Origin of the sequence: Marivirga aurantiaca (genome assembly GCF_016679925.1) — a bacterium.
In the GTDB taxonomy this organism is placed as follows: domain Bacteria; phylum Bacteroidota; class Bacteroidia; order Cytophagales; family Cyclobacteriaceae; genus Marivirga; species Marivirga aurantiaca.
This window is the reverse complement of the sequence record NZ_JAEQBW010000005.1, coordinates 235,553-260,272: the sequence shown is the minus strand read 5'-3', so window position 1 is coordinate 260,272 and position 24,720 is coordinate 235,553. Positions and strand designations below refer to the sequence as shown.

At 36.9% G+C, this 24,720-nt stretch carries 19 protein-coding genes; 9 read left to right on the top strand and 10 right to left on the bottom strand.

Features of this window, described 5'->3' with window-relative positions; translation table 11 throughout:
* Nucleotides 1-195 precede the first annotated feature (195 nt).
* From mazG to JKA74_RS12930, 8 genes are all read left to right on the top strand, one after another.
* Complete coding sequence (gene mazG / locus JKA74_RS12965) at nt 196-999, top strand: nucleoside triphosphate pyrophosphohydrolase (RefSeq protein WP_201431618.1); 804 nt, start codon at nt 196-198, stop codon at nt 997-999.
* Between the two features lie 249 nt (nt 1,000-1,248).
* Nucleotides 1,249-1,644: a hypothetical protein gene (locus JKA74_RS12960; RefSeq protein WP_236587777.1), complete on the top strand. Its 396-nt coding sequence runs from the start codon at nt 1,249-1,251 to the stop codon at nt 1,642-1,644.
* Nucleotides 1,645-1,696: 52 nt separating this feature from the next.
* Nucleotides 1,697-2,227 (top strand): adenine phosphoribosyltransferase, encoded by a 531-nt coding sequence (locus JKA74_RS12955; protein WP_201431617.1) that lies wholly within the window; start codon nt 1,697-1,699, stop codon nt 2,225-2,227.
* 167 nt (nt 2,228-2,394) lie between these two features.
* Nucleotides 2,395-3,348, top strand: a complete 954-nt coding sequence (locus JKA74_RS12950) for an AAA family ATPase (RefSeq protein ID WP_201431685.1) — start codon at nt 2,395-2,397, stop codon at nt 3,346-3,348.
* A 255-nt stretch (nt 3,349-3,603) separates the two neighbouring features.
* Complete coding sequence (locus JKA74_RS12945) at nt 3,604-4,815, top strand: hypothetical protein (protein ID WP_201431616.1); 1,212 nt, start codon at nt 3,604-3,606, stop codon at nt 4,813-4,815.
* Between the two features lie 130 nt (nt 4,816-4,945).
* A complete protein-coding gene (locus JKA74_RS12940) occupies nt 4,946-7,858 on the top strand; it encodes a TonB-dependent receptor (protein ID WP_201431615.1) in 2,913 nt (970 codons plus the stop codon).
* 296 nt (nt 7,859-8,154) lie between these two features.
* Nucleotides 8,155-10,062 carry a tetratricopeptide repeat protein gene (locus JKA74_RS12935; RefSeq protein WP_236587775.1) on the top strand — a complete coding sequence of 636 codons (1,908 nt, stop codon included), beginning with the start codon at nt 8,155-8,157 and terminating at the stop codon, nt 10,060-10,062.
* A 179-nt stretch (nt 10,063-10,241) separates the two neighbouring features.
* Entirely contained in the window at nt 10,242-12,338 is a 2,097-nt protein-coding gene (locus JKA74_RS12930) for an S-layer homology domain-containing protein (RefSeq protein ID WP_201431613.1), read from the top strand.
* A gap of 117 nt (nt 12,339-12,455) precedes the next feature.
* On the opposite strand, the gene recO is transcribed toward JKA74_RS12930, so the two are convergent.
* From recO to JKA74_RS12910, 4 genes are read right to left on the bottom strand one after another with little or no spacing between them, the layout of a single operon-like run.
* The gene (gene recO, locus JKA74_RS12925; protein WP_201431612.1) at nt 12,456-13,145 is read right to left on the bottom strand and encodes a DNA repair protein RecO; all 690 of its coding nucleotides are present in this window, start codon (nt 13,143-13,145) and stop codon (nt 12,456-12,458) included.
* 2 nt (nt 13,146-13,147) lie between these two features.
* Complete coding sequence (porZ, locus tag JKA74_RS12920; protein WP_201431611.1) at nt 13,148-15,325, bottom strand: type IX secretion system anionic LPS delivery protein PorZ; 2,178 nt, start codon at nt 15,323-15,325, stop codon at nt 13,148-13,150.
* 60 nt (nt 15,326-15,385) lie between these two features.
* Nucleotides 15,386-15,967, bottom strand: a complete 582-nt coding sequence (locus JKA74_RS12915; protein WP_201431610.1) for a thymidine kinase — start codon at nt 15,965-15,967, stop codon at nt 15,386-15,388.
* 3 nt (nt 15,968-15,970) lie between these two features.
* On the bottom strand, nt 15,971-16,294 hold the full coding sequence (locus tag JKA74_RS12910; protein ID WP_201431609.1) for a 2Fe-2S iron-sulfur cluster-binding protein: 324 nt from the start codon (nt 16,292-16,294) through the stop codon (nt 15,971-15,973).
* A 32-nt stretch (nt 16,295-16,326) separates the two neighbouring features.
* Between JKA74_RS12910 and JKA74_RS12905 the strand changes: the two genes are divergently transcribed.
* Nucleotides 16,327-17,301, top strand: coding sequence for a hypothetical protein (locus JKA74_RS12905; RefSeq protein WP_201431608.1), 975 nt, complete (start codon nt 16,327-16,329; stop codon nt 17,299-17,301).
* An 86-nt stretch (nt 17,302-17,387) separates the two neighbouring features.
* On the opposite strand, the gene rodA is transcribed toward JKA74_RS12905, so the two are convergent.
* The 6 genes from rodA to purH form a co-directional block, all read right to left on the bottom strand.
* Nucleotides 17,388-18,656: a rod shape-determining protein RodA gene (gene rodA / locus JKA74_RS12900; RefSeq protein WP_201431607.1), complete on the bottom strand. Its 1,269-nt coding sequence runs from the start codon at nt 18,654-18,656 to the stop codon at nt 17,388-17,390.
* Entirely contained in the window at nt 18,653-20,467 is a 1,815-nt protein-coding gene (locus JKA74_RS12895; RefSeq protein WP_201431606.1) for a penicillin-binding transpeptidase domain-containing protein, read from the bottom strand. Before JKA74_RS12895 ends, rodA begins: the two co-directional genes overlap by 4 nt.
* Nucleotides 20,464-20,985, bottom strand: a complete 522-nt coding sequence (locus JKA74_RS12890; RefSeq protein ID WP_201431605.1) for a Rod shape-determining protein MreD — start codon at nt 20,983-20,985, stop codon at nt 20,464-20,466. Before JKA74_RS12890 ends, JKA74_RS12895 begins: the two co-directional genes overlap by 4 nt.
* Entirely contained in the window at nt 20,978-21,814 is an 837-nt protein-coding gene (mreC, locus tag JKA74_RS12885; protein ID WP_201431604.1) for a rod shape-determining protein MreC, read from the bottom strand. The genes JKA74_RS12890 and mreC overlap by 8 nt, the downstream gene beginning before the upstream one ends.
* A 104-nt stretch (nt 21,815-21,918) precedes the next feature.
* The gene (locus tag JKA74_RS12880) at nt 21,919-22,947 is read right to left on the bottom strand and encodes a rod shape-determining protein (protein ID WP_201431603.1); all 1,029 of its coding nucleotides are present in this window, start codon (nt 22,945-22,947) and stop codon (nt 21,919-21,921) included.
* 112 nt (nt 22,948-23,059) lie between these two features.
* Nucleotides 23,060-24,586 (bottom strand): bifunctional phosphoribosylaminoimidazolecarboxamide formyltransferase/IMP cyclohydrolase, encoded by a 1,527-nt coding sequence (gene purH, locus JKA74_RS12875; RefSeq protein WP_201431602.1) that lies wholly within the window; start codon nt 24,584-24,586, stop codon nt 23,060-23,062.
* Nucleotides 24,587-24,720: the final 134 nt, after the last annotated feature.

Below are 24,720 nucleotides of genomic sequence, written 5' to 3'. Positions count from 1 at the left end.
TTATACAAATTTAACACTCTATCTGCACAACGCCTACAAACTGGGCAAAGTTTCTTAAATTGCTTCTTATTAAAAAGCATCTCTGGTTTAGAATAAATTTACATTGCAACGATTAAAATCAATTCGTAAAAATTTCTGAATTTTGTCCAACTACACTGACTGAATATTGCTTGTAATCCTTTAACAATTTTTTTAATGAAAGAAGTATCTGTTTACCCCGATAGTAATAGAAAAAAGAAATTAGAGGCTTTTGATAGATTATTGACTATCATGGATCAGCTAAGAATGCTTTGTCCCTGGGATCAGAAGCAAACCATTGAGAGCATACGCCATTTAACCATAGAAGAAACCTTTGAACTTTCTGATGCTATTTTGGAAGGTGATTTACAAGAAGTGAAAAAAGAATTGGGGGATATTATGCTTCATTTGGTATTTTATGCGCGTATGGCTGATGAGCAAAAAGCTTTTGACATAGCGGATGTGTTAAATGGTATTTGTGATAAATTGATCAATCGTCATCCGCATATTTATGCGGATGTGCAGGCCAATGATGAAGAAGCTGTAAAAGCTAATTGGGAGAAGATTAAGCTCAAGGAAAAAGGGAACATATCAGTTTTGGGGGGAGTTCCTAAATCTTTGCCTGCATTGATCAAATCAATGAGAATTCAGGAAAAAGCCAGAGGTGTTGGTTTCGACTGGGACAATAAAGACCAGGTTTGGGCCAAGGTGGAGGAAGAAATGCAGGAGTTTAAGCAGGAAGAAGAAGCCGGAAACCATGAAAAAGCCACGGAAGAATTTGGTGATGTGCTGTTTAGTTTAATTAATTATGCTCGCTTTAAAAATATCAACCCAGAGGAAGCACTGGAAAAAACGAATAGAAAATTTATTAAGAGGTTTCAATACCTTGAGGAAGCGAGTAAAAAAGAAGGCAAACAACTTGGGGATATGACATTGAAGGAGATGGATGTGTACTGGGAGGCAGCGAAGAAGCTAAAGTAATGTCTGACCTTCCAGGTCTGACATTACTTTAGCAATGAACCAGCAATTGAAGACTCTAAATTTAATATGTATGAAAATAGAATTAGGTCAATTGTATCATGTTTATAACCAAGGGAATAACCGTATCAAAGTTTTTTCTGAAAGAGAAAACTATCTTTTCTTTCTTCGCTTAGTGCGTAAATTCATATTTCCAATATATTTGGTTACAGTCTTATGCCTAATCACTTTCATTTTATGATATGTGCCACGGTGAAATCAGTTATCAATAAAAAAATTGGAGGGATCTCCATGCCAAGCTTAGTTAATGGATTTAGACTTTTACAAAGTAGTTATACAATTCCTTATAATAAATCAGTTAATCGAACAGGTTCCCTTTTCAGACAAAAAGCAAAGTTTAAAAATATATCAAATAATAATTATGAATTCGTATGTTTGAATTATATTCATCAAAATCCATATATGGCAGGTCTTTGTTCTAGAATGGAAGATTGGGAATTTTCCTCATTTAAAGATTATGTAGGCCAAAGAAATGGCACCTTATGTAATATTGAGTTGGCACTAGAAATGCTAAATCTAGTTAGAGACAGTTTTTACCAAGATTCTTATAATGTTATTTCTGATGATAAGATTAAAAACTTACTTTAAACAACAGTCCTAATGTCAGACCTACAAGGTCAGACATGGGCCTTCAACACCTATGACAACAACAGAAAAACTAAATCAAACCATTCGGGATATTCCTGATTTTCCAAAGCCTGGAATCATATTTAAAGATATTACACCAGTACTGGCAGACCCAAAATTGGTGAGCGAGTTAGTGGATTGGTTTGTAGATAAAGCCAAAGAAGATAAGATTGATGTAATTGTTGGAGTGGAATCCCGTGGCTTTCTTTTCGGAATGCTGATAGCTGACAGAATGGGTATCCCTTTTGTGCCGGTGAGGAAAGAAGGAAAATTACCTCATAAAACAGTTAAATATGCTTATGAGCTGGAATATGGCAATGCTACCATGGAAATCCATGCAGATGCATTAAAGCCGGGGCAGCGCGTAATGATCCATGATGATCTGTTGGCCACAGGAGGAACTGCAGAAGCCGCAGCCGTACTAGTGGAGAAGCTGGGCGCTAAGGCCTGCAACTTTACCTTTCTGATTGAGTTAAGCTTTTTAGAAGGTAGGAAAAAACTGAATTCTTACAATGAATCCGTTTACAGTATCGTTTCATTTTAATAAATTTGAAACAATGTTGATAAGTTCAAACAAAACTCCTTCACCTTTTGGAGAAGCATACAAGGAGATTTAATTGAGAGCTTAGCCTAACAACATTGAATTTTGGAATATAATTTTTGATTGACATTTAAATTATGGAAGAAGTACAAGTATCTGAAGAAAGAAGCCTGTTGCAACAAAAGGTGAAAGCTGTAATAGCTGAAGTGGGTAAAGTGGTAGTGGGTCAGGAATATATGATTAACAGATTGTTGGTCGGTTTATTTACCAATGGTCACGTTTTACTGGAAGGTGTTCCAGGTTTGGCTAAAACACTTACAGTAAATACACTAGCTGAAGTATTGCATCTTGATTTCCAAAGAATTCAGTTTACGCCAGATCTAATGCCATCTGATTTAATTGGGACCATGATTTACAATCAAAAAGATGGAAAGTTTGAGGTGAAAAAAGGACCCATTTTCTCTAACTTAATTTTAGCCGATGAGGTTAACCGTTCTCCTGCCAAAGTACAATCTGCCTTACTGGAAGCCATGCAGGAAAAGCAGGTAACAATTGGTGAGACTTCTTTTAAACTGGACAGACCATTCCTTGTATTGGCTACCCAAAACCCGGTGGATCAGGAAGGAACCTACCCATTGCCGGAAGCACAGGTAGACAGGTTTATGTTGAAAGTAACTGTGGATTACCCTTCTAAAGCACAAGAGCTGGAAGTAATGAGAAGGATGTCCAACATGACATTTGACAAAACTGTGAACGTTTTACTATCTAAAGAAGATATTTTCAAAATCAGGGATGAAATCAACAAAGTTGAGATTTCAGAATCGCTTGAGCATTATATTATTGAATTAGTTTATGCCACAAGAAATCCTTTGGATTATAATTTAAAACAAGAAGCAGAATATATTCAATATGGCGTTTCTCCAAGGGCAAGTATTAACTTAAACCTTGCAGCCAAAGCCATTGCCTTTATGGAAGGTCGGGATTATGTATTGCCTGAAGATATTAAGGAAATAGCCTATGATGTGATGAATCACAGGATATTATTAAACTATGAGGCAGAGGCTGATGGAATAACAACCAAAGATATTGTTCAGAGGATATTAAATAAAATTCCCATCGGCTAAACAGTACTTAAATTATACAAATGAATTAAAGCGTTCTCTTACCGGAACGCTTTTTCTTTTTCTACTCCTTTTGAAAAAAATGTTGCCAAATACATCTTGACCGACATTGGAAGACTCGCCAAGCTCTTTATTTTAACACTAAATTAACATCATGGAATAATTGATAACAATTTGCTAAAAGGCTAAACAAGTTCAGGTAACACTAAATATTCACCTTTGTCGCAGATGAATTTAAAAACGAAAAAATTATTCACGATGAAAAAATTTAGATTATTTACTTTGCTTTTATTGGCAGTAGGATTTGGCTTCACAGCATGTGATGAAGACGAAGGTTCCCCGATTTTGGACGATGATAATGATTCAGGTAATGTTGTAATAACAGAAAATATTACTGAAGATACAGAATGGACGAAAGATAATATATATCAGTTAGGTGGCAGAATTGCAGTTGAAGCCGGAGCTACTTTAACAATTGAAGCTGGTACAATTATTAAAGGTGAAGCTGGAACAGGATCAAATGCAACAGCTCTGTTAATTGCCAAGGGAGGTAAATTAATGGCAGAAGGTACAGCAGATGAGCCGATTATTTTCACTTCAGTTGCTGATGAAATCGTTCAGGGAGAAATAGCTTCCCCTAACTTGGATGCAGATCAGGATGGTCTGTGGGGTGGAGTAATCGTTTTAGGTAATGCTCCTATTTCTGCTTCAGGTGCGGAAGTTCAGATAGAAGGTATTCCAACATCAGATCCAAATGGATTGTATGGTGGAAGTGATGCTGCTGACAATTCAGGAGTTATAAAATATATTTCTATCCGTCACGGAGGTTCAAACATTGGTGCAGGTAATGAAATCAACGGATTAACTTTAGGAGGTGTTGGAAGTGGTACTGTGATTGAAAATATTGAGGTTGTTGCCAATCAGGATGATGGTATCGAGTGGTTTGGCGGTACGGTAAATGTTAAAAACGCTTTGGTTTGGAATGCAAATGATGATGGTATGGATACTGATCAGGCATGGTCTGGTACTATGGACAACTTTATAGTAATAGCTCCTGCTGGTCATTGCTTCGAATTAGATGGGCCTGAAGGATCAACTCTTTTGAACGTGCAACATACTTTTGTTAATGGAACTGTTGTTGCTTCAACTTTTGATGAAGATGGAGAGCTTATAAGAGGTTCTGATAACTTAATTAATACAGATGCTAATTCCGGTGTAATATTAAAGGATATCTTCTTTACAGGCATTGCCAATGGACAGATCATCAATAGAGTTGACGCTGAAAATGTTGATTTTGAAGGAATAGTTTTAGATATCAATGCCGGAACTGAAATTACGGCTTATGTACCGGAAGGTGCTACTGTTCCTGCAGGAGTTAGTGCGGGTGCCAGTGCAAGCGCTAAGGCTGATGCTTCCGTATTTACAAGCTGGACATGGGCCGGAACTACAGGCGCATTAACCGGGCTGTGATAACAATTCCATAACATAACAAGAAACAAATAACAAATTCTTAATCACTTAGAATAGTTTCAGTAAGACACACAAATTACTTTTGTGTGTCTTTTTTATGTAAGGGATTAACAGATTAATTATGTCATTTATGCAGTATTTCAAATTTCTTTTAACAGCAACTCTATTTTTGTCAGCTTCAATAGTTTTTGCACAACAAGGTGAAATTAGAGGTAAAATAATAGAAGATTCCAATGGAGAACCTATGATTGGTGCCAATGTGGTAATCAAAGGCACAGCTATAGGAGCTGTAACTGATTTCGAAGGTGATTTTTCGATTAATACGGCACCTGGTACTTATGATATTCAAGTGTCATTTGTCACTTTTCAGTCAATTACCATTGAAGGTGTTGAAGTTAAATCGGGAGAAGTTAATACCTTGGGCACTGTCAGGTTACAAGAAGAGAAATCTGAATTAAAAGAAGTAGTAGTTACAGCTAAAGCTATTCGTACCACGGAAGCAGCTTTAATGACGATTAAAAAGAAAGCGCCAGGAATGATTGACGGTATTTCTTCTGCCAAATTCAGATTAATAGGTGATGCCACCGCAGTGGAAGCTGTAAAAAGAGTAACAGGTGTTTCTATTGAAGGGGGCAAGTATGTTTATGTAAGAGGATTAGGGGATAGATATACCAAAACTACTTTAAACAATGTGGAAATTCCCGGTTTGGACCCTGATAGGAATAGTTTACAAATGGATATTTTCCCTACCAACTTAATAGATAATATGGTGGTAAGTAAAACCTTTACGGCAGAACTTCCTGCAGATTTTACCGGAGGCCTGGTAAATGTTGAAACAAAGGATTTCCCTGATGAAAAGATATTAAATGTTTCTTTAGGAATCAGCTACAATCCGAATATGCACTTCAATCCTGATTTTTTAACCTATGAAGGTGGAAAAACTGATTTTCTGGGATTTGATGATGGAACACGTGAATTGCCTCAGGGCGCAAAAGGAGGCTCAGTTCCCACTCCCTTAAGTGGTCATTCTCAGGAGGATGTATCTCGGTTTGTAAGAAGTTTTAATCCTGAATTAGGAGCAACAACTTCCACAAGTTTGATGGATTACAGCATGGGGTTCTCCATAGGTGACCAAATATCACTTAAAAAAAAGAATACTGAAAATTCTTCTGATAAGCCTAAATTAGGCTATATATTCTCGCTTTCATATAAAAATGAAACCAAATTTTATGATGAGGTAAACTATGGTGAATATCAAAGATATGCAGAAGCTTCACGTACAGATATGAGATATGCTACCTTACAGACAGGTCAGCTAGGGGAGCAAAATGTTTTAATTGGTGCATTAGGCGGGCTTGCTTTAAAAAGCAGGTATTCGAAAGTAAGGTTAACTGCAATGAGGTTACAAAACGGTGAAAAAAGGGCCGGACAATTTCTGATTGACAATGATGGTGCTGCTGTTGGACAGTCCGGTTATTTGGCACAGTCAGATAACCTTGAATATAATCAAAGGTCTCTCACCAACATATTGTTAAACGGAACTCACAACTTACGAAATACAGGCTGGGAGTTAGATTGGAGAGTATCGCCAACTATTTCCACTTCTGAGGATCCTGATATCAGAAAAACAGCTTTCTCGGACATTGAACGCGAAAATCCAAGATTTAATGCAGGTGAAGGTGGGAATCCATCCAGAATCTGGAGGTCATTAAATGAGATCAGTTTAACCGGAAAATTTGATGTAACCAAAAAATACAGTTTTAACGATTCGGAAGCAAAATTAAGACTTGGTGCAAGTCATACTTATAAGGAAAGAGATTATGAAATATTATTTTACGATATTCAATTCTTTTCAGGTCAATCGTGGGATAATACAGATCAGTCGGAGGTATTAAATGAGGAGAATTTATTTCCCAATAAACCTAATGGTATCTACTACCAGTCGGGTAATAATAATCCCAATCCAAATGCTTATAACTCCAATATTCAAAATACCGGAGTCTATATTTCAAATGAATTTAATGCTACAAAGAATTTAAAAGCAGTTCTGGGTCTAAGAGTTGAGAATTATGTGCAGCGTCATACAGGAAGAGACCAGGAATTCGCCAGTGGCAATACAAATGGCAGAAATCTTGTGAATGAAAAAGTATTAGATTCATTTGATTTCTTTCCTACAGCTAATTTAATCTATTCTTTAGGGGATGAGCAGAATTTACGTTTTTCATATGCAAAAACTATTGCAAGACCTTCGTTTAAGGAACTTTCTTTTGCACAAATTCTTGATCCTATCAGTAACAGGATCTTTAATGGTTCATTATTTCCTTATGCTGACTGGGATGGTAATTTAACAGAAACAAGAATAGATAATTTAGATTTAAGATGGGAGCTTTTCCAGAAAGAAGGTCAGATTTTTTCTGTCAGTGCTTTTTATAAAAAGTTTGACAATCCAATAGAATTAGTAAGAATTCCTGAACAACAAACCAGTACAGAATTTCAGCCCAGAAATGTTGGTGACGGAGAGTTAATAGGCCTTGAATTTGAATTAGTAAAAAAACTGAGTTTTATTGCTCCGGCATTAGATAACTTTAATGTAAATGGAAATGTTACTGTTGTTCAATCCAAAATTGATATGACAGATACAGAATTCAGTGCACGTAAAAATTATGAAAAAGAAGGCCAGAATCTACAAGCTGTAAGGCAAATGGCAGGACAGGCTCCATATGTAATCAATGCAGGATTGTCTTATAATAACTTTGACAGTGGAATTGATGCCGGTATTTTTTATAATGTGAAAGGCCCTACATTGGCTGTAGTGGGAACAGGTTTATATGCAGATGTTTATGATGAATCTTTTCACAGCTTGAATTTTAGTATTATTAAAAGATTTGGTACTGATAACAGAACTTCAGTTGATTTTAAAGTAACCAATATTTTGAATGAGAAAAGGGAGAGTGTTTATAAATCATTTCAAGCAGAGGATGAAATCTTTACCAGCTTTAACCCAGGCACTTCATTTAGTTTGGGTGTGAATTATAAATTTTAATTACAACAGATTACTTAATGTATACCCATTGTTTTAGCGAGTCTAAAATGATGGGTATTTTAGAATTACTATCCGCTTCAACCTTTTTTGTGTGGCTCTGCAGAAGGGATGTTAATATTTAAAATCCCAATTATTAACATCATTTATTCTTTTTTATACCAGTAGCATATCCTTCCTATTATTAAAGTACAATATAATATTTGCCAATCATCTAATTAATTGCTAAACTGCAACAGGTGTATATTTTTAGTTCAACAGGGCTACTGCTATAATTGGTCTCCTTTTAACTTTTGTAGATGATGCGGATAAAAATTTTTCGGATAAATATATACTTGTTATTTGTTGTTCTAATATTTGCAAACGACCCACTTTCTGCTTCAAATTGTGAAAAGACCGAAAAAACTCCGAAGTCCTTTTGCCAATGTGCTTTAAAGCTAAAAAATTCAAATCCTGCTGAAGGTATATTAAAAGCTAAACAAGGTATAATCCTTGTCGAAAAAAATGATAACACAAAAGATCTGGCACTTTGCTATACAGCTTTGGGCGTGAATCAAATTAATTTGTTTCAGTTAGATTCCGCAGAGAGCTCTCTAAATAAAGCATTGTTAATTTATGAAACGGAAAATGATGTTTCCGGTCAGGTGGATTGTCAAAATGCACTAGGACTCACCGCTTACTACAAACAAAACCTAATTGTAGCAGAAAAGTATTATAGAAAGGCCATTGAGTTGGCCGAAAGGAATAATTTTCAAAAGCGGTTGACAGAGTCTTTCAACAATCTTGGCCTGGTATTTTATTCCCGACATTTATACGATTCTGCTTTGCAGTATTTCCACACAACATTACTATTAAAGAAAAAACTTAATCAGACAAAAAGTATAGCTTCCACTTTAAGCAATATTGGTTCAGTAACAGGAAGAATGGGCCTGCATGAGGAAGCCTTGCGTTACCATAAGGAATCATTGGTATGGGATGTTAAAAACAACAATGAAAAAGGCAAGGCAAGGAACTATACCAATATCAGCAATGAATTTGATAAATTGGAACAATATGATTCGGCAGTTATTTACCTGAAGAAAGCACTTGCCATCTTTAAGGAAATGGATAATAAAGTAGAAGCAGCGCGTGTTCAATATAACCTCGGGCATAATTATTTCAAAAACCTGAACCTACCTGAATTGGCTATTAAATATTACCGCTCCTCTATTGAAAATTTTAAGGAAGTGGATTTTTATAATGAAATGCATCAGGTATATCTTAGCCTCGCTGAGGTTTACTTAGTGCTTGATTTAAATGATAAAGCAGGTTTGTACCTGGATAGTGCGATGTTTATTGACTCACAGGTTAATTCAGTAGAATCACGTTACCGTTATCACCTCATTCGATCCAATTATTTACAAGCAAAAGGGGAGTATTCAAACGCCTTAATTGAATATAAACAATTTGTAAATATGCGCGATAGCATGAATTTTCACCAACAACAAGCGCGAATTCAGGAATTGGAAATGAGCTATGAAAATGAGAGAAAGGAGAAAGAACGGCAACTTATCCATAAGAGTGAGAAAATTGATGATTTATCACATCAGCTTTATTGGTCAGTAATTATAAGCATACTCCTTCTTTTGCTGATCAGCGTGATTTATTACCTGTTTAGAATGAAGAAAGAACGAAACCTACGTGCTACGCAGCAGGAACTTCATCATTCTCAGCAGCATTTGATGCAGGAAAAGTATAAGAATCTCCAGTTAGAAAAGGAAAAGCTTGATAAAGATCTCGAAAGCAGAAAGCAAGAACTTGTTAACCAGGCACTTATTTTAATCGAAAAGAATAATTTATTTGAAGAACTCCGCACTGATTTTAAGAAGCTCACCAGGAAAGTAGATCATCCCCTATTAAAAACTGAACTGGATAAATTGATTCAGGATTATATGTACAAAATTAATGTACAAGGCAGAAATAACCTTGAAGAACAGGCCACTCCATACTTAACTGATTTTTATCATAAGCTAGAGCAGCAAGTGTGCGGCTTAACAGAAAGTGAAAAGCGATTGGCCAGCCTCTTAAGGTCCGAACTTACTTCCAAAGAAGTTGCTATTATGTTGGGAATTGAACCCAAAAGCGTGGATATGAGAAGATACCGCCTGCGGAAAAAATTAGGTATTTCTTCAGAAGATAGCCTAACGGAATTTTTCAAATCCTTGTAGATATATAATTCGGCCTATCTTTCCTTATTAGCATTTTTCACCTCCATAAGTAGTGATTTTTCTCCTTCATTTTTAAATACTGTAGAGATGAAGTAGAGTTTGTTTTCTTCAACCTGCCATTTTTATAGGTTTAGTTTGTGCCATTATTTAATCAATTTTCAACTAAACCAATTAATTAAATGTACAGAATTATTAAACTATTCATTTTTGGCCTTGTCATGAGCGGAATGTTCTTCTCATGTAATGAAGAGTTCCAGGAGGAAGGCCAGCTTACCCCGGACACTAATCATTCATTACGTACTGTTCCGGAAAAAGACCACGGACGTACTGAGGTTGAGCATGGTCAACCACCATTAAACCTTAAAGGCTTAGCAGGTAATGAAATGGCCAAAGATGGCGGCAATAAATTAGGAATGTGGCTTTGGTACCTTGAAGGTACGGGTTATTCAAGCCATGATGCCTTAGGACGTGATCTTGCTGCGCTTGGAGTAAAAAGAATTTACGTTAAAGTGGGTGACGGCACCAATCATTGGAGTGAGATGAATGACCAGGCACTTGTGAACACCTATAAAAGCCATGGGCTGGAAGTTTGGGCATGGGCCTATAATTACCCGGGCAATGAAGTAACCCAGGCAGATGCTATTTACTATTCAGCCAGAGCTGGCTACCAGGGTTTCGTAACAGATATTGAAATTGAATTTGATGGTACTTCAACAGCGCTACATTCTATTTTCAAAGAATTCCGAAATGCTATTACTGACGCTAAAAATGACGGACATGCCACCAGTGCTTTCAAACTTTACTGCACCACTTGGGGTAATCCTAAAGATCATGGCATGCGAGTGGATATCATTGATCAATATGTGGATGGTCACATGCCACAGACTTATCTTGAAGTTTGGGGAAATTCCTATATGGACGCAGCTGATTATTGGATCAAACACGGAACACAGGAATATAAGGATTTAGGTTGTACAAAGCCTGTTCACCATATTTTAAGTGCTGAACATAACCAAATTACTTCATCACAATTAAATGAAGCAATTGCTGCAAGTGGTGCTGAGTCATCTATCTGGAGAATACCAGGTGGAGGAACATCACTGGATATTTGGTATACTTTAGAAAATGTTAATTGGACACAGCAATTTGGTGGATCAACAGACCCTGTGAGTGACATAAGCGGACACTGGGCTGAAAAAGAAATTCAGGCATTGATCAACGGTGGTTATTTAAAAGGGTATTCAGATGGTACTTTCCGTCCTGATCAAAGCATGACAAGGGCAGAATTTGCCACAATGATTTCTGCTACATTGAACCCTGCCATTAAATCAGAATATGAAAACAGAAACTTTAATGATATCTCTACCCACTGGGCAAAAGATAATATATTAAAAGTAGCTCGCGCGGGTTATTTGGCAGGTTATTCAGATGGTACTTTCCGTCCTGATGAGAGAATTCTAAAATATCAAATGCTTTTGGCATTAGCTAATGGTTATGGTATAAGTGGCTACGACACCAATTTGTTGAATTATTTTTCAGATGGTGTAGATATACCTGATTGGGCAAAACAAGGTGTTGTAAATGCTGCTGGTGCAGGATTGATTCATAATTATCCTACTGTAACTACACTTCAGCCATCGCGAAATGGCTCAAGAGCAGAGGCTGTAACAGCGCTTTACCAACTGATGACCAAAAACGGTACAGTTTCTCCTCTTAACAATGCTTACAGAGCTGTTCCAAATACCAATACCACCATCATTCAGGATGTGCCTTATTTTTACCAATTAGCTAATTCTTATAATGGCCCTGGCTCATGCCAGAATACTAGCCTTGCAATGGTATTGAATTATTATGGGGGCAATGTAACGCCCGATATTTTATCTAATTACTATGGTACAGATAAAGCACAAACGGTAGCTGGTCTTGAAGATTTATTCAATAAAGAAGCGGTCTATATGGGTCTGGATGTGAGGATTAAGGGTACAGAATTCGGAAGCTTGACTAAGATGAATGAATCATTGGCAGCTGGAAAACCTGTTATTGCTCATGGATACACCACAGGTTATGGCCATATTCTTGTTTTTGTAGGTTTCGATGGAACTTATTACTATGCGAACGATCCATTTGGTAAATGGGATCAGGTGGCTTATAGTTCCGGCTATGTAAATACCAGCACGGCAGGTAAATATATCAAATATCATAAAGATGCTGTAAAAGCTGCCTTTGCTCCTGATGGATATATCTGGATGCACGAAATTTATTCTGTGGTACAATAGGTTTAAATATTCAAACCATAGAATAAAGCTTTTATAGGGTTGTCTGATTGGAGGCTGTCGCTTTGGGGCAGTCTCCTTTTTATTTGTTATTAATTTGAATGGAACTTTCTCAAAGGATTAACTCAAAACCTCATGTAAAATCTTCAGCGATTTAATTTCTTTTAGTGAGTTACTATGAATCTGGAAAAACTGGATAATAATTGATAATAGTGCACGTCTTTCAACACCTGTTAATTTCAATTCGTCCGTTAAATTGCTGCTTAGTAATTCATCTAATTTAGCTTCTGTTAGTATATTCATTTTAGTAGGATGATAGGGCTTCACTTCATTGATCATTTCCTCCGCATTAGCAGCCGAGAACCCCAGATACATACTAAGGTCGTTGAGGAACTGTAAATGAAAATTAAAAAAGTTGTGGTTTTGCCGATCAAAAAACAACAAGCTTTCATGTATGAAATCGAACATTCCGGGATTCTCTTCTTCTTCTCCTCTTAATAAGTTATTTAAAATCTCAGCTATAAAAATGCCAATAGTAGATTTTGTGATCTGATACGGAATACTTTGATAAGGGTGCAGGCATTTTATTTCTGAAATTCTATTTATGCCTCCACTCGCTTTCTTATAAACTACAAGTTCCAGTAAAGTAAGTGGTTGAAATAAAGCAATCTTATTTTTGGCTTTTTGTTTTCTCACACCATTTTCGATATAGGATTGTATACCGAATTTCTCCGTATAAATATGTACAATTACAGAACTCTCCCCGTATTTAATATGATTGAGAACGATGCCGCGGCTTTTATGTAACATAGTTAGTTCACAACCGCAAATTTGCCCTGATAGGTTTCCGTACCCTCATTATTGATGGAAAAAACAAGATATACTCCCCTTCCGGCTCTGAATCCAGAATAAGTATTTAAGTCCCAATGGAAAGTACCTCCATTTGCTTTCCCTTTATAAATAACATTTCCTGCTACATCAGTAATCATTACTTCATTATTATAAGCCAGCCCACGAATAGTCACTGTATTATTTGATGATAAACGGACAGGATTTGGAAATACTTCTACTTTAGCATGAGTAGCTGTTGCCCTTGTTGCATCTGTCCTGTATGAAAGCAATTGATTATCCGAGGCTACGAAAACTTCTCCATTGAAAGGATTAATCACCATTTCCCGAATATTGTTTTCAACAACCGGGCTGTTGTCTTTCCGAAAGTGGATCAAATTTTCATTAATTTCTTCATTGAATAGCCACAAGCCATCTCGGGTGGCCATCCATTTCCTGTTTCCTCCATCAATTGCAATGTTATTTACTTTTATTCCTTCAAAAAGGAAAAACCCTTCAAAAATTGGCTTAATAGCATCCACCGATTCTCCTGTCAACACACCATTATAATTATTGAAAAAACAGACACCTCTTTCTGTACCAATCCAAAGGTTGCCCGATAAGTCAAGAGCCAGGTCGGTAACATTGTTTCCAGATAGGTTGCCATTGCCCAGAGAAGAAGTAAGTAACCTTGGCTCTTCAGATGATTCATTGAACACATAGATTCCATTATTGGTAGCAATGTATTTATCCCCATTAAATACAATTTCAAAATCGCTGACACTGAAATTTGGATTAAGGAGTAAATTGTATTGTACCTCATCAGTACTATTGTAAAGAACAAAGTTATTATTCTCTCTACGACCCAAAATCCATATTTTTGCTTCAGGATCTACGGCCAATTCCAACCATTCAATCCCCGAATTATCAGCAGGCGTTGTAATAGGCTCTATGGTTTCAGTATCCCAGCTGTAAAGGCCCTGTGTTCGGCTTAAAAATATACCATTACCTGAAATCAAATCCAGTTCCACATCAATAAAATGTGGTAGAATACTTCCTTCATTGTCTGAGCCAACATAATACCACCGACCCTCCAAAAAATAAGAAAACCCGGGAAATACATTGTTCATATTGAAAGTAAAGTTTTCAAGTTGCCGCAAAATTTCCGGTTCTCCTTGTGGCCCTTGTGGTTGAATAGAGTGAAAAGTATTTTGCTCATATTTTAATAATGCTTCTGTAGAATCTGCCAAATAAATAATGGACTCTGTACTGATTAAATCCATCAATCCTCCAGCTTCAGGATAGCCAAGAAGTGAGACGAATTGATTGTTTTGATATTGAAGAGCCTCTTTTCCGGCTAATGCCCAAAATTGATCTGCTTCGGCTAAAATGTTATGAATGATTTCCTGGCTTTGAAAAATAGTATCCCAATCCTGATTGTTCTCCTGGTAAATGATGTTGTTATTGGCAAGAGCATAAAGTTGATTATTGAAAATCACTGTTTTGCTCAAAGCGATGTTTTCACCCTCATCCACTGGATCACGCTGCCAGTTCTGAAAATCTTTCAGGTTAACTTGTGGAGCTAATGAGCCGGTTAATAGCCCTTCCGGGGCACTTAAATATATATTGTCAGCATCTAAGCTGATATGGGAAATAGTAAGTGGGTTTCCTGTTGAATCCAGATTGTTGTAAAAATCTATGAATTGATTTCCCTGGACATCATATAAAACTACTCCAAAATCTGTAGCCAAATAGGCAATGCTATTTTGAAAAGTGATGGAGTTTATTTTCTTTGAATGAATGATGTCTGATCGGGTTATTTCATTAAAAGTGGTAATGCTGAGCTCCTCATCAATAATATCTAGCGTACCATCTTTATACCCAATGATCAGTACGTTTTCTTCAGGAATAACTTCCATTGCTGTAACATGAGTAGTACTGAGGCCGGTAGTAGTACTTAAAGTATTAATACTTTCGTCTTCGGTGTCATAATAAAAAACCCCACTTGGACCTGCTGTAAAAATTTTTCCATCAAACTCACTTACAAAATGGGAATTGGAATAATCAGTATGGCTTCTCCAGCTACCCAGAGGGATGTTCTGCGCTGTAAGCGACTGGAACAGGAGCATGAAAATAAGTGGCAAGAAATATTTTAAAAGCATGGGTTTATCAATTAAGTTTATTGTTCCGTTGTGACAGTCGGGATTCAAAAATCAAAATTTTTACTTTAAAAAACATCTCCTGCACCTGGGTTCATATTTATCTTTTTCTCCTAACATTACTTTCTGTTTTTCTTCTGAAAGTCTGTAGGAATAGGTTGCAATGCCACCACATTGTGCGCAAATAGCATGTACTTTGCTGACATATTCTGCCGTAGCCATTAATTCCGGCATGGGCCCAAAAGCTTTGCCACTAAAATCCATGTCCAAACCCGCAATGATCACCCTCTTTCCCTGATTGGCCAATATATTTACTACTGATACAATTTCCTTATCAAAGAATTGAGCCTCATCAATACCCACCACCTGGGAATTGCCGGCCAACAATAATATATCTTCAGCAAAATCTACCGGAGTAGAGCGAATACTGGATTGATTGTGCGAAACCACCTGTATTTTATCATAACGAGTGTCGATTTTTGGTTTAAAAATTTCCACACGTTGTTTGGCTATGATGGCACGGTTTATCCTACGGATTAATTCTTCAGTTTTACCACTAAACATGGAACCACAGATTAACTCAATCCATCCCTTTCCTTTTAAGTTTCCGCTTTCTCCTCTTCCTATATGTGGTTCTACAAACATATTTTAATCTGAATAATCCATGTGTGGAAATTTATTTATATCTGCTACTTTAATTTTAATATCGCCTAATACTTTTGCCTGACAGCTCAATCTTTCATTTTCTGCCAGCCTGCCTTGTTCCCTGTATTTAGTCTCTGGCTCTGTCAATTCACTAAGATTGTTCTGGCCTTCTATCACAATCATTTTACAGGTAGTACAACGTCCTTTTTTACCGCAAGCATGCATCCAATCAATAAAGTTTTCGTGTATAAGCTCTAATGCGGTTTTTTCTAGACTTTTACTTATTATCTTGCGTTCATATAGATTGGTAATGTGAATTTCAGGCATATTACAATGTTACAAAAAAAGTAAATTAAATAATGGAGAGCAAATTAAATCATCAGGCGATTGATGCTTACGCCAAAGCTTTTTCAAAAAAGATTTGTCAGTCATTTTTTTATCAGAATTCGCATATCAGCGGTCAGGAGATCTTGAATTTATCGAAATTTAAGCAAACCAATCTGATTGTGTTGAAAAATCTGTTCCGAAAGTGGAAAAAAGAGAATGCAAAATTGCAAAGCCCTTATTTTGACTACCATAATGAGGAAGTTAAAAAAGCGATGAAAGATTTTATGAATACACTTTCCCGCCATATTTCCATCAAAAAAGAGCATTTCGAACCGCTTTTAAGGGAGTCGATAAAAGACAGTATTTTATTGGTGTTCTCACCATACGATTTCTTTTCAAAGGAAATTAACCAAAGGGATGATAGCAGGATTAGTCTTAATGATTTGAAGGATTTGAAGAAGTATATCAAGATCAATGATTTCTTATTGGATGGCTTGATTGAAAAATTTAAATCGCTCAAACTTGGAGTGGCCTTTAATGATGAGGCTTTTGAGTTGTTTAATGAAGTTTGCGGGCAGGCAGAAGAACAGCCGGAAGATGTACAGCCATACCTGGATGCATTTTCGGAAGAGTTGTCACTTAGCATGAATGATGTATACCTTGAAAGTGGAGAGTCCAAACTGACTGTTGAAGAAGTTCCGGTAGGTAGCCTTAATGATAAACTGAAGCAGAAGGAACAAATATCTTTGGCAGACAGGTTGTCCAAAGGTAGTGGGAAAAGTATCAAACAACAGCTGACTCTTAATCAGCGATTTATGTTTGTGAATGAATTGTTTGATGGGAATCAAAAGAATTTCCTTATGGCTGTTGAGCAGGTGGATGCTTTGGAAAGCTACGAAGAGGCTTATTCCCACATTAAGAAAACCTATGTGGCAAAATACGAATGGGATTTGGAAACGGAGGAAGTGCAGGAATTTATGGAGTTGGTAGGAAAACGATTCTCCTAAAAAGGAACACAACCTTCTCATGAATTTAACAGGCTTCTATAGCCTTTCAGAGGAGGTTTATGAAAGATATGAATCGTAGTTGTTAATTACCTGGTCAACACCTGCATCCTATGTGCATCCAGTTTAATTAGCACAAATAATAATATGGTAAAAGACCAGAGCGAAGATCCTCCATAGCTGAAAAAGGGTAGCGGGATACCTGCTACTGGGAATAGGCCAATTGTCATTCCTATATTAATACCGAAATGTACAAAGAAAATGCAAGCTACTGCGTAGCCGTAAATCCTAGCAAAGTTACCTTTTTGTCTTTCTGCAATAAAAACAATTCTGAGCAGAAGGGCCATAAATAAGGTGATCAAAATAAAGCTGCCTAACCAGCCATGTTCTTCACCTATGGTACAAAAAATAAAATCAGTACTTTGCTCGGGTACAAAATCGTATTTGGTTTGCGTGCCTTCCAAAAAGCCTTTACCTAGTGTTCCACCTGAACCAATAGCAATTTTTGATTGTGTTACATTCCATCCATAGCCAAGGGGATCAGCATCCGGATTAATTAAAGACTTTATTCTGTTTTGTTGGTGAGGCTTTAATACATCGTTGATTACGTAATCCACACTTTCTACCAAACCTATGACCCCAATTACACCAACCACAATCATAGCCACTTTTTTCAAACGCTTATTGTTAATTGCGATGAGAATAATACCTATTACAACTGCTGCTATTGTAAGGTAAAGGGGTTCTACCATTAAAGTGAGAATAAAAATGGCAATTGCTGCTACTCCCACAAGGAGGTAATATGTCGGTAAGCCCTCTCTGTAATATACAAACACGAAGGCCAAAAAAACCATGGCAGTTCCGGCATCGCCCTGCATTACAATTAAAACTATGGGTAAAAGGACAATCCATGAAGATTGAATCTGATCTTTTAGGCGCTCTAAACGAATATTTTTACTGCTAAATAATTTAGCAACTGCCAGGGCAGTGGTGAATTTTGCAAATTCTGATGGTTGTAAGCGTACTGGGCCAAATACAAACCAGGATTTATTTCCTGAGATTTCTGTACCAAACAATAAAATTAAAATCAGTAAAACAATTACCCCGGCATATAAATAGTAAGCAAAGGAATCAAAAAACCTGAAATCCAATATCATAATGATAATGATAATCACCAATGAGCCGGCAATAAAAACTAATTGTTTTCCAGAATTCTGAGTAAAATTAAAGATGCTTTGTACTTGCTCGGCATCATAACCAACAGCGTATATATTGAGCCAGCCAAAAATAACCAAAACAAAGAATATGGCTATCAATAACCAATCTACTCGGTTCCATATGTTATCCTGTCTACTCATTTCAGATTATTTAAATAAGCTTTGGTCATCACATAATTTTCAACCCATTCGCGATTAGCAGCTACTTCTCCTTTTACATATTTTTCTATCAGCAAACCTGAAATAGCGGCAGCTACACCACCACCCCATCCGGCATTTTCGACATATACAGATAAGGCAATTTTAGGATTTTCTTTTGGGGCAAATGCCATAAAAGCAGAGTGGTCAAAGCTGTTTTTATTTTCGACTGTACCTGTCTTTCCACAGATTTCAACATCTTTTACTTTGGCAATTCTGGCAGTACCATCCACAATTTCTGCCATTGCATCTACAACAGTTGTAAAATGTTCGGCATCAATACCTGTATCTTCTCTTTTATAATTTATTTTCAGGAAAGCATCCGGGGTATCTATCCCTCTGGCCAAATGTGGAGCTATAAAATATCCTCTGTTAGCTAAAATGGCTGCTAAATTAGCAACCTGAAGTGGGGTGGTCAACAATTCTCCCTCACCTATACTTAAAGAGTAGATGGTGTAAAAGTTCCAGCCGCCTTCGCCATAATACCTATTATAGTATGAAGGCTTTGGTACCAGCCCTCCTTTTTCATTAGGAATATCCACTCCTAATGTTCTGCCAAACCCTAATCTATCCAGGTATTCATCCCACATACTTAAGCCAATTCTGGAATCAACATTCATTTTAGGAGCCTTGCCCTGGTTAATGATTTTTCGGAATGTTTGATAGAAATAGGGGTTACAGGAAAATTTAATAGCTCCATGTAAATCCTCATTGGTATGGGCACCATGGCAATTAATGATTCCCCTGTTGCAAACAATACGTGTGCCTGGTGTAATTACCCCTTCCTGAAGCGCCACTAGTGACTGTACTAATTTAAACACAGAGCCTGGCCTGTAAGTAGCCATAACAGGCCTATTAAATAATGGCTTAAGGGTATCCTGACTGAGGGCCTGGAAATTACTGCTGTATTTTCTGCCGGCTAACAGGCCGGGATCGTAGGAAGGACTGTTTACCAATGCCAAAATTTCTCCGGTGGCGGGTTCAATTGCTACAATACTTCCAACTTTGTCTTTCATTAAGAATTCTGCATATTTTTGAAGCTCTAAATCAATGGAGCTTACCAAATTATTTCCGGGTACAGAAGCTGAGTCAAATGCCCCGTCATTAAAAGAGCCTTTTTCGATACCCCTTACATTTACGAGTTTGTATTTCACCCCTCTTTTGCCACGTAATTCTTTTTCATAAGCTGCTTCAAGCCCGCTTATTCCAATGTAATCGCCTGATTTATAATAATTAGTAGTGTCTTTGGCCAACTGGTTTTTGCTTACTTCACCTATATAGCCCAATCCATTGGCCAACACCGGTTCAGGATAACTACGAATAGTTCTTGCCACAGGGTAAAACCCTTTGTACTCTACTAAATCATCCTGTATTCTTGCAAATTCTTCATTGTTTACTTGCGGAAAAAATAAAGACTGTTTGATGTAGGAGTATTTCTTTGCTGCTAAAATCTTTGCTTCGAATTCCTCTTTGGTGATATCAAAAAGCGAACAGAACCTGATGGTATCGGCAACTTCTACCTCTTTTGGTACCACCATAATATCATACACTGGAGTATTATGTACAATTATTTTATTGTTTCTGTCATATATTAAACCTCGGTAAGGATATTCAATTACTTTATTGATGACATTGTTTTCAGCCGCCAACTTATAACGGCTATCCATCACCTGAATGGAAAATAATTTTATTAAAAAAATGATGCCAATTACAATGAAAATTGTTTGGACATAATACTTTCTGTTTTCAATCATGAATACCTGCCTTTCGAATAGAATAGATACTGTATGATTACCAACACCAAAACGGTTAATAAAGTGCTGGCGATTACTTTTAATAATACAAAAAAGAACATGTGAAATCCTCCGGCTTCAATAAAGAATATTACAGACAAATGTAAAAATACCAAAGGAAGTGAATAAGCCAAAAACCAAGACAAGCTTATATCTTTTATGGCAGGACTATCCACGTTTTCATAACCTCCCCTGGGGGTAATAGCATTAATCCACAAAGGACGTACAAAAGCCAAAAACGTGGTGGCCGCCATGTGAGTGCCGAGACTATTGTAAAAAATATCAATGATAAAACCTGTGAAGAATGCAATTACCATTAAATAGTTTCGGCTGATATTCAATGGCAAGAGTAAAATGGCACCTGCATAAATAAAACAAAAAGCACGATCATAAAGCACCAGGTTTTGGGCAAGTAGGATTTGGGCACTTATAAAAAGTAACCAAATAATCAATTGCTTTATGTTCAGTGTGTTAATCATTGATAAGTTCAAAAGTTGTTTGTTCCAATGAATCCTTCTCTTGTTGTAATTGGTTTCCTATTACATAAACATAATCCAGACTTTGAAAATCTACTGATAAGTGGAGTGTAATATCATAAAAAGTGGCATTTTCCTCAATTACAACAGTTTCTATTTCTCCTATTTTTACATCAGCAGGGAATAAAGCATTAAAACCTGAAGTCACTACATCCATTCCTGTTTCTACCTTTACATGCCGTGGAACATATTTCAGAGTCATTTTGGTAGGATCTTTCCCATCCCAATTGGCGGTGCAGAGTGTTTCAGTTTCTGCTATAACAGCGGAAATTAAAAGGTTGCCATTTAAAGCAGAATATCCGGTAGAGAAATTTTCAGACACGCTTTTTATTTTGCCCACTATTCCGTTCGGGTTTACCACACCCATTCCCTCCTTTATCCCATTCTTACTCCCTTTATTCAAAGTAAAGTAGTTACGAAACCGGCTTACTGAATTATTTACTACTTTGGCAATGGTAAACTCATATTGTCCTGAAAGATAAATGGGTGTAAAAAACTCAGTGGAATCTACTATAGGAGCAGAAAGAGCAAGGGTATTTCTTAATTTTTCATTTTCCTGTGCCAGATTTTGATTCACTTCCTTTAATTGAAAATAGTCCTGCACGGACTGCTTGCTATTGTAGATATTGCCTGCAAGAGCACTGGAGGAATTGAAATATGATGCACTGATATAATCATTATGATTGACCACCAGCCAACCACTTATCAATTCGAGCATCAAGAAGACAAAGAATGCTCTGTATTGATATATGAACTGAAATAACCTGCGCATTAAAAGAGAATCTGTTGGTTTTTTATTGAAAAGAGCAAAAATTGAAAAAGGAACACAGGTTTACCATGTTCCCTTCTTACATATATTTCAATCTTTAACTGCATCTAGCTCATCAAGACAGCTTTGTAATGATTAATATTTTTCAACGCAATCCCCGTACCCCTTACTACGGCTCTGAGTGGATCATCTGCAATATGGATTGGCAGTTTGGTCTTTAGTGCCAGCCTTTTGTCCAAGCCCCTTAGCAATGCGCCTCCACCGGTTAAGTGAATCCCGTTATCATATATGTCAGCAGACAATTCTGGTGGGGAAATCTCCAAAGCTTTTAAAACGGCTTCTTCTATCTTTGAAACTGATTTGTCAATCGCAAATGCTATTTCTGAATAGGAAACTTTAATCACTTTAGGAATTCCTGTCATTAAATCACGTCCCCTGATTTCGTAATCTTCAGGGCCGTCATCTAATTCAGTCAAAGCCGCACCGACCTCAATTTTTATTTTCTCGGCAGATCTTTCACCTATTAACAGGTTATGTTGCCTTCTCATATAATCCAGAATATCTTTTGTAAATGTATCACCAGCCACCCTGATAGATTGATCACATACAATTCCTGAAAGTGCAATAACCGCAATCTCAGTAGTTCCTCCTCCAATATCAACTACCATTGAACCAACCGGTTGTTCTATATCCACACCTATACCAATAGCAGCTGCTATCGGTTCATGAATCATATAGACCTCCTTGGCACCGGCATGCTCTGCTGAATCCCTTACAGCCCTTTTTTCAACTTCCGTTATCCCAGAGGGAATACAGATGACCATTCTGTGAGAGGATGGAAAAAAACTTTTTTTGCCACCATCAATCATTTTGATCATTCCTCGAATCATATGTTCTGCTGCATGGAAATCCGCAATTACACCATCTTTCAAAGGGCGGATGGTTTTAATGTTTTCGTGGGTTTTCTCATGCATCTGCATGGCTTGCCTTCCAATGGCCAAAACCTTGTTAGTGGCTTTGTCTATGGCTATAATGGACGGCTCGTCTACAACAATTTTGTCCTTATGAATGATTAAAGTATTGGCAGTGCCTAAGTCAATGGCTATGTCACTTGATAAGAAATCGAATATCCCCATGGATAGTATTTATATTTATCTAAAAAAAATCGCTCTCGAAATTTACAAATTTGTTTGGTAATTAATTCCATTCAACGAAATATTTTACCTATTAATCTAAACCTTTGCTCAATTAGTGTTTAAAATGCCTAAATCCTGTAGTCACCATACGCATCCCGTGTTGGTCGCAATAGTCAATGCTATCTTGATCTTTAATAGAGCCACCAGGCTGTATTACTGCAACGATGCCGGCTTGCCCGGCTATTTCTACACAGTCAGGAAATGGGAAGAAAGCATCTGAAGCCATTACTGCTCCCTTCAAATCAAAACCAAAATGCTTTGCTTTTTCAATTGCATGTTGTAAAGCATCTACTCTTGATGTTTGACCTACACCACTTGAAAGCATTTGTCCCTTATTGGCTAATATAATTGTATTGGATTTAGTATGCTTACATATTTTAGAGGCAAACAACAAGGCCTCTATTTCCTCTGTGGATGGCTCTTTTTTGGTAACTACTTTAAGGTCTTCTTTTGCATCAGTTTTAAGATCTCTGTCTTGCTCTATTACACCATTCAGCAAGCTTTTAAATTGTCTTTTGGTTTTAAGATTGTCTTTTTTCTTTAGTAAAATTCTATTCTTTTTTCCTTTTAGTATCTCCAGGGCCTCTTCCGAAAAATCAGGGGCAATTAGAATTTCAAAAAACAAACTATGCATTTCATCAGCGGCCTCTTTGTCCACTGTTTGGTTGGTAACCAATACTCCGCCAAATGCAGAGAGAGTATCGGCAGCAAAAGCCTTCTGATAGGCTTCTTTCACTGAGCTTCCCAAAGCCATACCACAAGCATTGGTATGTTTTAGTATAGCAAAAGCAGTTTCTCCCTCAAATTCTTCAGTTAATGAAACTGCAGCATCCACATCCACTAAATTGTTGTAAGAAAGTTCTTTTCCATTTAGCTGGTCAAATAGAGAATCCAGGTTACCGTAAAATTTGGCTTCCTGATGAGGGTTTTCCCCATATCTTAAAGGCTTGTTTCTTAAAATGCTGTGTTTAAAACCACTGAGTGTTTGGTTTTTGTTGAAATAATTGAAAATAGCAGTGTCATAGTGAGAAGACACATTGAAAGCTTGAGCCGCAAAAGCCTTTCTCTCATCAATGCTCGTAGCCCCTTTGTTTTTTGCTAATAAATTTTCTAATGTTGAATACTGGCCTTTGGAAGACACAATGAGTACGTCCTTATAATTTTTGGCAGCGGCTCGTATTAATGAAATACCGCCTATATCAATTTTTTCAATTATTTCATCCTGATTGGCACCGGAGGCTACAGTTTCTTCAAAAGGGTACAAATCTACAATTACCAAATCAATTTCCGGGATTTCATATTCCTGTAATTGTGCTTTATGTTCTTCGGAATCTCTCCTGCCCAAAATGCCTCCAAATATTTTTGGGTGAAGCGTTTTCACCCTTCCTCCTAAAATAGAAGGGTAGCCGGTTAAATTTTCCACCGCAATGACTTTGGCTCCTTGTTCTTCAATAAATTTTTGGGTGCCCCCTGTGCTATAAATTCGTACTCCTTGTTCTTTTAATAATTTGATAACGGGTTCTAACCTGTCTTTATAGTAAACGGAGATGAGGGCGGTAGTGATTTTTTTTAGGGACATGGATTTGCTCTTTTGTTTTTGAAACACAAAACTAATTGAATTATATTTTTTTCATTCTATATAGTTCTTTTTTTCAGCCACTTTCGAAGTTTTTTCACATTGAATCAGTGATATTTAATCATTCTTCTTTTTAA